12 protein-coding genes are annotated in these 13,260 nt (G+C 41.5%); all 12 read left to right on the top strand.

The features are described from left to right. A partial coding sequence (locus NT010_02110) for a hypothetical protein (GenBank protein ID MCX5804851.1) occupies positions 1 to 566 on the top strand: 566 nt, incomplete at its 5' end. 106 nt (positions 567 to 672) lie between these two features. Continuing rightward, on the top strand, positions 673 to 873 hold the full coding sequence (locus NT010_02115; protein MCX5804852.1) for a cold-shock protein: 201 nt from the start codon (positions 673 to 675) through the stop codon (positions 871 to 873). Positions 874 to 1,208: 335 nt separating this feature from the next. Beyond that, positions 1,209 to 2,435: a PAS domain S-box protein gene (locus tag NT010_02120; protein ID MCX5804853.1), complete on the top strand. Its 1,227-nt coding sequence runs from the start codon at positions 1,209 to 1,211 to the stop codon at positions 2,433 to 2,435. Between the two features lie 434 nt (positions 2,436 to 2,869). After that, positions 2,870 to 4,054, top strand: coding sequence for an aminotransferase class I/II-fold pyridoxal phosphate-dependent enzyme (locus tag NT010_02125; GenBank protein MCX5804854.1), 1,185 nt, complete (start codon positions 2,870 to 2,872; stop codon positions 4,052 to 4,054). Beyond that, on the top strand, positions 4,051 to 5,343 hold the full coding sequence (locus NT010_02130; protein MCX5804855.1) for a homoserine dehydrogenase: 1,293 nt from the start codon (positions 4,051 to 4,053) through the stop codon (positions 5,341 to 5,343). The genes NT010_02125 and NT010_02130 overlap by 4 nt, the downstream gene beginning before the upstream one ends. A 77-nt stretch (positions 5,344 to 5,420) precedes the next feature. Beyond that, positions 5,421 to 6,611, top strand: a complete 1,191-nt coding sequence (locus NT010_02135; GenBank protein ID MCX5804856.1) for a cofactor-independent phosphoglycerate mutase — start codon at positions 5,421 to 5,423, stop codon at positions 6,609 to 6,611. Beyond that, positions 6,608 to 8,257, top strand: coding sequence for a CTP synthase (locus NT010_02140; GenBank protein ID MCX5804857.1), 1,650 nt, complete (start codon positions 6,608 to 6,610; stop codon positions 8,255 to 8,257). Before NT010_02135 ends, NT010_02140 begins: the two co-directional genes overlap by 4 nt. After that, a complete protein-coding gene (gene kdsA / locus NT010_02145) occupies positions 8,242 to 9,054 on the top strand; it encodes a 3-deoxy-8-phosphooctulonate synthase (protein ID MCX5804858.1) in 813 nt (270 codons plus the stop codon). Before NT010_02140 ends, kdsA begins: the two co-directional genes overlap by 16 nt. 143 nt (positions 9,055 to 9,197) lie before the next feature. Next, complete coding sequence (locus NT010_02150) at positions 9,198 to 10,100, top strand: KpsF/GutQ family sugar-phosphate isomerase (GenBank protein MCX5804859.1); 903 nt, start codon at positions 9,198 to 9,200, stop codon at positions 10,098 to 10,100. A 57-nt stretch (positions 10,101 to 10,157) separates the two neighbouring features. After that, positions 10,158 to 11,069 (top strand): LPS export ABC transporter periplasmic protein LptC, encoded by a 912-nt coding sequence (lptC, locus tag NT010_02155; GenBank protein ID MCX5804860.1) that lies wholly within the window; start codon positions 10,158 to 10,160, stop codon positions 11,067 to 11,069. Next, on the top strand, positions 11,069 to 11,812 hold the full coding sequence (gene lptB / locus NT010_02160; GenBank protein ID MCX5804861.1) for an LPS export ABC transporter ATP-binding protein: 744 nt from the start codon (positions 11,069 to 11,071) through the stop codon (positions 11,810 to 11,812). The genes lptC and lptB overlap by 1 nt, the downstream gene beginning before the upstream one ends. Then, positions 11,799 to 13,154, top strand: a complete 1,356-nt coding sequence (gene rpoN, locus NT010_02165) for an RNA polymerase factor sigma-54 (GenBank protein ID MCX5804862.1) — start codon at positions 11,799 to 11,801, stop codon at positions 13,152 to 13,154. Before lptB ends, rpoN begins: the two co-directional genes overlap by 14 nt. Positions 13,155 to 13,260 lie beyond the last annotated feature (106 nt).

The raw sequence follows: 13,260 nt of genomic DNA on the forward strand, positions 1-13,260 counted from the left end.
CATATATTCAGGCGAAACATCCTGACAAAGGATATAACGTGGATAACTTTATGGCCGATTTGGTGAACTACGAGCGCTCTCCTGACTACCTCCAGGATGGAGTTTCTGACACATTGTCAGAAACGGTCAATATCTCCGGAAAGTCAATACGGACGCTACATCGCACTATTTCACTTTTAAAACTTTCTCCTGAAATTCAGGCAACAATTTCGGCAGGAAATCTCCCCGTTTCCCAGGGTTATCTCTTTGCCGCCAACCTTGATTGCCCCGACCTTATGACGATATTTACCGACATTTTAAAAACACCGGTGACCTATACATCTTTAGAGAGCAGACTCACCGCATACAAAAAAGTCAAACCTGCCCCTGTTAATACAAAGCCCAAATCTGTTAAGAAACAGGTTAAAGGCCTTATATCTATAAAAACAGATTTTGAAAAGGGCATTGGAACCTATATACGGGAAGATGTTGAAAAATATCTCTATGAACTACAGGTTTTCTGTAATTTTGTGCAGCAACAGACGTTTATAACCCCATACGGAAAGAAAAGACCCCCACAAGTGTGAGGAAGGTATTAAATAGTGAATAAGCTTGCATTTTCGGGAAGAAGTATTCATACTTATTTTTGTGAAATGATTTCACGAAGAAACCCAATACTAAAGGAGAATGAGGATGCCAGAAGGAAAAGTCAAATGGTTTAATGATTCAAAGGGATTTGGTTTTATCGAGCAGGAGGGTGGAAACGATGTATTCGTGCATCATTCCGCCATCCAGGGAGAAGGTTTTAAATCTCTGGCTGAGGGCGACCGTGTCAGTTTCGATATCGTCAAAGGCCCTAAGGGCCCTGCTGCTGAGAATGTTCGCAAGCTATAAGACCTGATGCATTTGAAAGCCTCCTATAACAAGGGGGCTTTCTCTATTGCCTCCGCCAAATGGCAATGCTCTTCTCACTTTCGATCCGCAGTCCTCAGTTTTAATGGTTGTCAACTGCTGAACAGTTTTGGGCTGACACACTCGCTGTCTTCATGAAATCGTGATTTATAAGTCACGCCTCACAAAGCACCATTTCAAATAGTAATTTGGACTTTTCCAGCTTTATGTTTCATTTCCATTCATTTTGTTTCAATATATTATCCCTGCAATTCACAGAAGTAAAAATTATAACAGTGTAGTATACTTATATTGGTAGTTATTCTTTTGAGGCATTGGTGATAGAAGACAAAAATATGAGCAAGGAACAACTCCTCGACGAACTTTCAAAGCTGCGTCAACGAGTTTCTGAATTAGAAAGATCAGAGACTGATATCAAGGGGTCCGGGGAGGAAGCATTAGAAGAAAGCAAGCAGCGTTTCAAAACACTTTTTGAACGTCATCACGCTGTTATGCTATTAATTGAACCTGATTCAGGCAAAATTATTGATGCCAACCATGCAGCATCTCAATTTTATGGATACACACGAGATCAGCTTTCATCTATGAATATTGCTGACATCAATCAGTTGAACCCTTCAGAGATTGCTGAACAACGCAAACGTGCTGAGAGAGAAGAATATAATTATTTTGTATTTCCTCATCGTCTCGCCACCGGAGAAGTTAGAACCGTAGAAGTACATTCAACACCTATAGATGTGCAAGGACAATTATTGCTATTCTCCATTATTCATGACATCACAGACCGAAAAAAAGCTGAGATGGAACTTCAACACTATCAGGAACATTTAGAAGAATTGGTCAAAGAACGTACCGCGGAACTTGATGCAAAAAATAAATTACTCACACAGGAAGTTGCCGAACGTAAGCAGGCGGAAGAAGCGATGGAAAAATATTCACACGATTTGGGCGAGCGTGTAAAAGAACTCAGTTGCCTCCACTCAATTTCTGAGCTTGTTCGTAGAAACGATATTTCTCAGGAAAAAATATTACAAGAGCTTGCCTCTATTCTTTCAAAGGCATATCAATTCCCGGAGATTACCGCATGTTGCATTACCTGGGGTAACAATGAATACAGCACGGCAAACTTCAGGAAAACTACATGGTCGCAAAACCGTACCATTATGGTTCATGGCGAACAGGCAGGAACTATTGAAGTCTGTTACCTTAAAGAACGACAGGAAGAATATGAAGGCCCTTTTTTGGCTGAAGAGCGCCAACTTCTTAATACTGTTGGAGATCTTCTGGGAAGATCCACGGAACGTAAGCAAGCAGAGGAAGAACGGGAGAAGCTTATTGTTGAACTCCAGGAAGCCCTTAATAAAGTAAAAACGTTGAGCGGGTTGCTTCCAATTTGTGCTTCCTGCAAAAAGATACGCAATGACGAAGGTTATTGGGAACAGATAGAGCTATATATAAGAGACCATTCGGAAGCTGAATTCAGTCACAGTATATGCCCGGAATGTGCTGAAAAATTATATCCTGAGTACTATAAAAAAAAGTGAACGAATGTTGTGTTGTACGTTGATTTCATTATGTAATACACGATCAAGGCCGAAAGGCCATATATCCTCTTTGCAGGTGTTATGCCAATTCGGATTCATTGATAGCACCCAGAGGGTACCCGGGCGACGACGACGAGCCGACGCAGGCATTAGCTCACACAGTGAGCGAGAAGGGGAGGCTCCACGTACTTCGTTCGTGGAGGGGGCGACGTGAGCCCCAGAAATAGCGGAGCGTGAGGAGGAGGCAACAAAGTTATATGATTGAAGGCGAATTGGTATTAAAAGAATCACCCCGGTAATGACTTAACAGATGTATTTCTACAGGCAACCATTGTTTCCGGGAAACAGCGCAGCCCTCTGTGCATTACACAAAAAACTGATCAGCCCTTTTTAATATTGATTGTTGCTATTATTGTATGGTAATTTTCATCTAAATGGACGATTTTTATAGAATATCAAGATTACCGCCTTACGGGCTTGGCATTGTAAGAGACCTTATGATAGAAGCCAGAAGAAACAATGAGGATATTATTGACCTTGGTATGGGCAATCCGGATATGGCTACACCTAAGCATATTGTCTCAAAACTCATTGAGGCCGCAAGAAACGTGAAGAACCACAGATATTCCGTAACAAAAGGGATTTATAAATTGCGGCTGGCTATTGCCGATTGGTATAAGAGAAAATATGGTGTTGATGTTGATCCGGAATCCGAGATTGTTGTCAGTATGGGTGCCAAGGAAGGCATAGGGCATCTTGTGCTTGCCACGATCAGTCAAGGAGAAGTAGTGTTTGTACCGGATCCGAGCTATCCTATTCATACATACTCTGTAGTTATTGCGGGCGGTGATTTGAGAATTATTCCTATCCTCCCGAAGGAAGAGTTTTTTGACAGGCTGAGCATGGCAATTAAGACGACATGGCCTAAACCGAAGATGCTGATAATAAGCTTTCCAAACAACCCTACTACCGAGATTGTTGAAATCGACTTTTTTGAGAAGATCGTTGCCTTTGCAAATGAGTATGACCTTATGATACTCCATGATCTGGCTTATGCAGATATAGTATTCGACGGATACCAGGCGCCGAGTTTTTTACAGGTTGAAGGCGCAAAGGATGTTGGTGTTGAATTTTTCTCTCTCTCAAAAAGTTATAATATGCCTGGATGGAGAGTTGGGTTTGCTGTGGGAAATAAAAGAATGATCTCTGCTCTCGGTAGGATTAAGAGTTATTTTGATTATGGTGTATTCCAGCCGATCCAGATTGCCTCTATAATAGCCTTGAACGAAGGCGATGAAGATGTGCAGGAAATTGTTGAAAAATACCGGAGAAGAAGAAATGTACTCTGTGATGGACTGACCCGTTACGGATGGAAAGTAGAAAGACCGAAAGCAACGATGTTTGTCTGGGCAAAAATACCCGATGAGTTTGCAGCAATGGGTTCTCTGGAATTTTCAAAACTTCTGCTGAAGGAAGCCAAAGTAGCAGTCTCCCCGGGCATCGGATTCGGAGAATACGGAGAGGGTTATGTCCGGTTTGCCCTTGTGGAAAACGAACACAGAACCAGACAGGCAGTACAAGGCATCAAAAATCTGTTGTATACCTCAAGCAGGAAATGATAGGCATCGGCATCATAGGTCTCGGAACTGTCGGCGTCGGGACATACAAAATCCTCACAGAACATAATTCTCTATTAAAAGAACGGACAGGATTGGATATAAAGGTTGTCAGGATCGCAGATGTTGATCTTAAAAGAGATAGAGGCATCAGGATAGACAGAAATATCCTTACAAAAGATGCTTATGAGGTCATAAACGATAAAAATGTAGATATTGTTGTTGAGCTTATGGGAGGAATAACCCCGGCTTACGAATACGTTGCCTCTGCCATAGAACATAAAAAATGGGTTGTAACTGCCAATAAAGCCCTCCTTGCCGAAAAAGGGGATGAAATATTCGGTCTTGCTGAAAAAGCGGGCTGTGAGATAGGCTTTGAAGCAAGCGTCTGCGGTGGTATCCCGGTAATAAGAGCAATACGTGACGGCCTCGTCGGAAACAGGATTTATTACATTCTTGGTATCTTAAACGGTACAAGCAACTACATTCTTACTGAAATGACCGAAAAAGGAGTAAGTTTTGGCAATGCGCTGAAGGATGCCCAAAAACTGGGTTTTGCTGAACAGGACCCAACCCTTGATATAGAAGGGATCGATGCAGCCCATAAATTATCCATACTGGTACGTCTGGCTTTTAACTGTCCGATAAAAATGAGTGATATGGTAACGGGCGGAATATCGAAGATTGAGCCGATAGACATAGGATTTGCAAAAGAATTCGGATACAAGATCAAACTCCTTGCACTGGCAAAAGAGGAAAATGATCTCATAGATGCGCGCGTTGAGCCTGCCATGATCCCAATTGGTCATTTGATGAGCAATGTAAACGGAGTTTACAATGCCGTGTATATTGTAGGCGACAGGATCGGTCCCAATCTTTATTATGGAAAGGGAGCCGGCAGTGATCCTACAGGAAGTTCTGTAGTAAGTGATATTGTGGACATGGCTTCGAGGATTAAGGAAAAAAAATCAAAGACACTGGTTCCAAAACAGATCAACAAAAAGCTGAAAATAAGGAAAGGCGAAGATATATCCGTACCTTATTACATGAGAGTTACTGCCCAGGACAGTCCGGGTGTGCTTTCAAAAATTTCCGGAATATTATCGGAATACAATATAAGCATCTCTGCTGTTATCCAGAAGGGTAGAGAGGAGAGAGGCTATGTTCCTATCGTGATGCTTACCCACGAAGCAATAGAAAAAAACCTGAAAGCAGCAAAGGTGAAGATAGATAAACTGCCTTTTATAAAGGGAGAAAGTGTACACATCAGGATCGAGCAAGGACCGGCGTAAGAGCAAAAAACTATAGGTCTTATAAGTAGTCTTATAGGGCCTATAATGATCTTAAAGGCAAGACAAAGACAGGTAAGATGAAATATATAGTTATCATCGGCGATGGTATGGCTGATTTTCCGCTTGATGAACTTGGCGGTAAAACGCCGCTTATGACTGCACATAAACCATATATGGATATGATGGCAAGGGAAGGCGCCTGCGGCAAGGTATTGACTATACCGGAAGGATTTTCCCCGGGGAGCGATGTGGCTTGCATGTCGATATTTGGTTACAGTCCTGCAAAATACTATACAGGAAGGGCACCCATAGAGGCCTCCGGCATGGGCATAAAAATGGGAGAGGCAGATGTGGCATTCAGATGCAACCTTGTTTATCTTACAAATCTCTCCGGCAGTACTATTATGACTGATTACAGCAGCGGCCATATCACAACAGATGAGGCAAGAGTTCTTATAGATGCTCTACAAAGGGAGACAGGCAGCGGCGAATTCACTTTTTTCCCGGGTATCAGCTACAGGCATATCATGTTATGGAATAAGGGCCTCTTCGAAATGGAAACAACACCGCCCCATGATATTACAGGGAAAGATATTTTATCCTATCTCCCGAAAGGAAAAGGCGCAGATAAAATTATTGCTTTAATGAAGAACTCTCAGGAAATATTCCGGGAACATCGGATAAATAAGACAAGGGAAGAAACCGGCAAGGTTCCTGCCAATAGCATATGGCTTTGGGGACAGGGAAAGAGGTCGCAATTTCCATTATTTTTTGAAAAATATGGTGTACGAGGGGCAACTGTTGCAGCGGTAGACCTGATAAAAGGAATAAGCAGTCTCATTGGTTTTGATACGCCCCATGTGGAGGGGGCAACCGGTTACCTGGATACAGACTACAGTGCAAAAGCAGCAAGAGCCCTAGAACTCCTCAAGGACCACGACATCGTATACATTCATATAGAGGCTCCTGATGAGGCGTCTCACAACGGAAATGTAAATGAAAAAATTAAAGCCATCGAACATATTGATAGCGAAGTGGTGGGCAGTATATATGAAAAAATCGGGGAGCAGGTAAGAATGCTCATTGTTACAGATCATGCAACGCCCATAACAATGAAGACACATCATGCATGCCCGGTCCCTTATGTAATATTTGAAAAAGGCAGGAAAGGAAACGGCTGCCCGACAGGATATGATGAACGTTCGGGTGATTTGATACTGGATGGCGAAGCGCTGATTGAGCAATTAATAAAAGGAAAACAGGCATGAGACAAAAATTCATTTTTGTAACAGGTGGGGTAGTATCTTCTCTTGGCAAAGGGCTTGCCTCTGCATCCATAGGCGCACTCCTTGAATCGAGAGGACTTGCTGTGATGCTCATGAAATTGGACCCTTATATCAATGTTGATCCTGGTACAATGAGTCCTTTTCAACATGGAGAAGTTTTTGTTACTGATGATGGGGCGGAAACAGATCTGGATCTGGGCCACTATGAGCGGTTTACAAATGCTACAGGTTCAAGAAAATGCAACTTTACTACCGGACAGGTCTATGATACCGTCATTTCAAGAGAAAGAAGAGGCGAATATCTTGGTGGAACCGTTCAGGTCATACCGCACATTACCAATGAAATAAAGCGAAGAATCCTCGATGTGGATGACGGCATAGACGTAGTAATAGTGGAGATCGGGGGTACGGTTGGCGATATCGAAAGCCTGCCCTTTCTCGAAGCAATACGTCAACTTCGCAATGACCTGGGCAAGGAAAATTCACTGTTTATACATCTTACGCTGGTTCCTTTAATTAAAACTGCTGATGAGATGAAGACAAAACCGACACAGCACAGTGTAAAGGAATTGCGAGGGATCGGTATCCAGCCTGATATTTTGTTGTGCAGGACCGAAGGCGATCTCCCGCAGGAGATGAAAGATAAGATAGCGCTTTTTTGTAATGTTGAAAAAGATGCAGTTATAATGGCAAAAGATGTAGGCGCAATATATGAAGTTCCTCTGATTTATCACAAGGAAGGACTCGACGAAAAGATAACCAGCCTGCTGAATATCTGGTCAAAAAAACCGGACCTTTCCCAATGGGAACGAATTGTTAATACGATAAAGCATCCGGAATATCAGGTAGAAATTGCAGTAGTCGGTAAATACGTCAAGCTGAAAGACTCATATAAGAGTTTGAACGAGGCCCTTGCGCACGGAGGGATAGCAAACAGCTGCAAGGTCAATATCAGGTATGTGGACTCAGAAGAAATTGAGAGGGGCGGGGCACCTGTTCCGGGAGATGTTGACGGCATACTGGTGCCCGGAGGCTTTGGGGATAGAGGGGTTGAAGGCAAGATTGCCGTCATACAGCATGCACGTGAATATAAAATCCCTTTTTTCGGTATATGCCTTGGTATGCAGCTTGCAGTTGTCGAAGCATGCAGACATCTTGCCGGATTTGCAGATGCCCATAGTACGGAATTTAATGAAAATACAAGTTGCCCTTCCATATATCTTATTGAGGAATGGACAGATAGAGAAAATAATATTCAAAAGAGAGACAAACATTCCGATAAAGGCGGCACCATGAGACTCGGCGCTTATCCCTGTAAATTAAAACAGGGAAGCCTTGCTCAAATGGCATATAAACATGATTTAATCCATGAAAGACACAGGCACAGGTACGAGTTCAACATGTCTTTTTTAAGACAGATTGAGGAATGCGGGCTGTCCGTTACAGGTATATCTCCTGATGAAACACTTGTTGAGATAGTTGAATTTAAAAATCACCCATGGTTTTTAGGGTGCCAGTTCCATCCTGAATTCAAATCTAAACCTTTTAATCCACATCCCCTTTTCAGAGATTTTATCAAAGCATCATTAAATTATGGGCAAGAAAGACTAAAATGCAAAGACAAGTAAATATCGGACATATAAGGATGGGACAAAGGCCTTTTGTATTTATCGGGGGGCCCTGCGTTATTGAGGGGAGAGACATAACCCTGACAATTGCAGAAAGACTTTTGAAAATAACCGGAGATTTACATATTCCTTTTATTTTCAAATCCTCATACGACAAGGCAAATAGAACATCGGTGGGAAGCTTCCGCGGTTTTGGCATAGAAAAAGGGCTGGAGATACTTTCTGAAGTCAGGGAAACTTTCGGCGTACCAATATTAACAGATGTACATAGCGTTGAAGAAGCGTTCATGGCAGCCCGTGTGGTTGATGTCCTCCAGGTCCCTGCGCTCCTTTCGAGACAGACAGACCTGCTTGTTGCATGTGGAAAGACGGGTAAACCCGTGAATATCAAGAAAGGTCAATTCCTGTCTCCATATGATATACAGTATGCTATAGACAAAGTCGTATCTACCGGAAACAGGCAGATATTGATTACTGAGAGAGGGACAAGCTTCGGATATAACACGCTGGTAAATGACTTCAGATCTATACCGATTATGAAAGAATTTGGATATCCTGTCATATTTGATGCAACCCACAGTGTTCAGAAACCCGGGGCGGCATCGGGTCGTTCAGGCGGAGAAAGAGAATTTATTTTCCCGCTGGCAAGAGCAGCAATTGCTGTCGGGGTTGACGGCATATTTATGGAAACACATGTTGATCCGTCAAAGGCGCTATGTGATGGTGAAAACTCTGTTGCCCTCGATGATCTGCCCGTTATACTGAAAACGTTGAAAAACATAGAGGAAGTTCTATGAAAAAGGGGTCAGGGGTCAGTAGTAAGGGGTCTCCGAAAAACAGGATTTTGAAATCTGAACCACAAAATACAGCACCTGGAACTTCAATAATAGAAATAGGCAAGGATGTATTAAGAAAAGAGGCCGAAGCAATTCTTCAGGTAATGGAAGGACTTGATAATACCTTTGAAAGAGCAGTCAATATCATATTTAAATGTTCAGGGAGAGTAGTGCTTACCGGTATCGGTAAATCAGGCCTTGTTTGTAAAAAAATTGCTTCAACATTGTCAAGTGTGGGCACACCTGCTTTATTCCTCCACCCTGCAGACTCGTTACATGGAGACCTTGGCATGCTGCAAAAAGGCGATGTGCTGATTGTTGTCAGCAACAGCGGAGAAACAGACGAAGTTATAGGTATACTGCCCTGGATAAAAAGAATGGATATTGCTACCCTTGTTATTACTGGTAATACAGATTCATCAATAGCACAATACGGCGATGTAGTTCTCAGTATTAATGTTGATGAAGCATGTCCTTTCAATATAGTGCCTACATCAAGTACTACTGCAACACTCGCAATGGGCGATGCAATTGCCGTAGCCCTGATGGAGATGCGGGGTTTTAGAATTGAAGACTTTGCTTCACTGCATCCCGGAGGCACGTTGGGAAGAAAGCTTTTGCTTAAGGTGGAAGACCTGATGCATACCGGAGATGCTGTGCCTAAAGTATATCAGGACACTCTTATGAAACATGCAATTCTTGAGATTACCTCAAAAAGGCTCGGAGTAGTTGGGGTTTACAGCCACAAAGAAGAGCTTATGGGCATAATAACGGATGGTGACCTGAGAAGAGCAATTGAAAAACAGGAAAACATCCTGGAAAAAAAGGCCTTTGATATAATGACAAGTAATCCGAAAACTATGTTGAAAGATTCGCTTGCAGTGTATGCGTTAAAAAAGATGGAAGAATTTTCTATAACGTCACTTTTTGTTCTGGATAGAGAGGGTGAAACAAATCCCGTCGGGATAATACATATTCACGACCTTTTGAAGGCTAAAATAGTGTAAATGTTAACTTAAAAATGAGTAGACAGGAAGACAATTTTTAGGTAGTTATGGTGATAGATGAAAGACAGAAAGGTTATTGTTTATATAGCTTCAGGGTTTATAATTGCAAGCCTCCTCTTAGCACTCTATTTTTTTGTTAAAAAACCTGTAAGAATATCTATCCCTATATTGGATGAAGAGAAAAAGGTTATTGTCTTCAAGGATGTGAAGTATTCTGCAGAGAAAAAGGGGACAATAGACTGGGAGATAATCGCAAAAACTGCGCGTAAACATATAGACAAACCGGTTATAGAGATGGAAGATCTTGCAGGTAAGTATATGCCGAAGGACGGTGTTGTTGTTTCTTTCAAAGGTACAAAAGGTACGATGAACACGGAAGAAGAAAAAGGTACTGTTGAGAATGTAGACTTTATTTATAAAAGCGGTTACAGGCTTACAAGCAGGTATATGGATTTTGATTTCAAAAAAGGACTTACAAACACGAGTGCACCTGTGGATATCCAGGGCACGAAGCTAACCCTCAGAGGTGTCGGTTTAACAGCCAGCACAGAACAGGGAATCGTAAGAATCGAAAGAGATGTTACGGGATACATAGAAACCGATAAGGGTAGATACAGATTTGAGTCTGACAGATTTACATACAATATGAAAGAAAATGTCTATATCCTTGATGGCAAAGTCATCATGAAGGGCCAGGACATAAACCTGCTGTGCGATAGACTGTATCTTTTCAGTAAAGACAACGAAATGGAAAGAATAGATGCAAGAGGAAAGGTGCGATTGATTTCCAAAGGGACTATTGCGAAAAGCGAGAAGGCAGTATATTATCTTAAAGAAGATAAGGTTGTGTTGACTGAGAGACCAAAAATATTGAGGGACAATGTGGATATGGAAGGAGAGTCAATCGTATATAGCCTTTCAAGCAGAAAATTTTCTATAAATAAACCAAAGATGAGAATGGAGAAGTAATGCCTGAAATATTCAAACTTTTCACTGAGAGCGTCACGAAGTCTTATAATTCACGGAAGGTAGTTGACGATATTTCCATATATATAAAAACAGGCGAGATAGTCGGATTGTTTGGTCCGAATGGTGCAGGTAAAACCACCACATTTTACATGATTATCGGATTTACGAAACCGGACAGCGGCAGAATACTTCTTAATGCTGATGATATTACTACACTGCCCATGTTTATGAGAGCAAGAAGAGGCATTACCTATCTGCCCCAGGAGCCTTCTGTCTTCAAGAAAATGAGCGTTGAGGATAATCTTTTATCTATTCTTGAATTTAACGATATGGCCAAAGAATCAATGGAACATAAGGTAACGGAACTGCTCGAGGCATTCAAGCTTGATCATTTATCCAAAAACAATGCTGACTCGCTTTCAGGGGGTGAAAGGAGAAGACTGGAGATTGCAAGAGCTCTCATGATTTCCCCCAGGTTTATGTTGCTCGATGAGCCCTTTTCAGGCATAGATCCCATATCTGTTTCCGATTTAAAAAAGATCATAAACGGTTTAAAAAATAAAGATATAGGTATACTTTTATCCGACCATAATGTAAGAGACTCTCTACCCATTTGCGACAGGGCCTATGTCGTGAATAACGGCAAGGTGCTTCTTGAAGGTACCCCGGAAAGCGTGGCAGGTGATAAGATGGTAAGAGAGGTATATTTAGGCGAGGAATTCAAAATAGATGTTGGAGCTTAAACAAACACAGAGACTTCTCCCCGTATTGACTCAGCAGCTTCAGCAGGCAATAAAACTCTTGCAAATGTCACAACTGGAATTGGTTGAGGCAATTGAACAGGAGCTCGAAGAAAATCCCATTTTAGAAGCAACCGAGCAAGAGCCTGCAGAAGAACAGATTAAGGAGGAGGAAAATACAGAAGAACTTTTTGAAAGATACACTTCTTCAGAGGAATTCGTAGGCAGAGATGATAAGGAGTATCCTGACTATGAAAATATTGTAAAAAAGACATATAATCTCAGGGATTATCTGCGTTGGCAGATAGGGTTTTCATTCACAGATTCGAATGAGCGTATAGCGTCTGAATGGATTATCGAAAATATTGATGATAATGGATATCTGGTTGATCCTATCCCGGAGATATCAAAAGCATCCGGGTACACTACGGAGTTGCTTGAAAGCGTTCTTAAAAAAGTTCAAAAGCTTGACCCTGCCGGGATTGGTGCAAGAAACCTGAGGGAATCCGTGTTTCTCCAATATGAATCAAAGGGGGTAAAGGATTTTGTATTCGAAGATATAATGAACGTATACTTTGATCTGTACCCGAAAGTAAATGTTAATGAAATTGTAAAAAAAACAGGATATGCCCCGGACAAAATCCAGGATGTTCTTAACAAAATAAAAGAGTTTGACCCGAAGCCGGGAAGAAACTTCAGTGATGATTTTACGTCTTATATTGTGCCTGATGTTTATGTAATAAAGGGAGAAGATGGTTTTGAAGTATATTTAAGCGATGATAATATACCGGATCTTAAGCTTAATGGTTACTATATAGACATTTATGCAGCCGGCAATGTTGATGGTGAAACAAAAAGATATATCAAGAAAAAACTAAAACAGGCGGAATGGTTTATAAAAAGTTTAAAGCAGCGGCAAAAAACCCTCTTCAACGTTTCGAAAAGCATCGTAAAATTCCAGGAAGCGTTCTTTGAGAGAGGTGTACGATTTTTAAAACCCATGATATTGAAAGACATTGCATTGGACGTAGGTGTCCATGAATCTACGGTAAGCCGGATAACAACTAACAAATATATGAGTACCCAGTTTGGAGTTTTTGAATTAAAATTCTTCTTTCCCACAGGTATATACCAGGAGGAAGGAGATCAACTTTCTACAAACATTATAAAGGATTTGATTTTAGAATATATTGGAAAAGAAGATAAGAGGAACCCCTTAACCGATGATGAGCTGGTTTCACTTTTGAAGACAGAACGGGACATAAAAATTGCAAGAAGAACAATCGCAAAGTATAGAGAAATACTCAATATAGACTCTTCCCGGCAAAGAAAAGTCGAGGAGTAAATTGGATTGACAAGGTGTGCCATATCTGGTAACTTTGTTGAATAAGGTTGGGTATGCACCAACCTTATTTTTTAAATAAACGGCTGTAGACAATCAGCGGTTGGCA

Source organism: Pseudomonadota bacterium (assembly GCA_026388275.1).
Lineage (GTDB): Bacteria > Desulfobacterota > Syntrophorhabdia > Syntrophorhabdales > Syntrophorhabdaceae > JAPLKB01.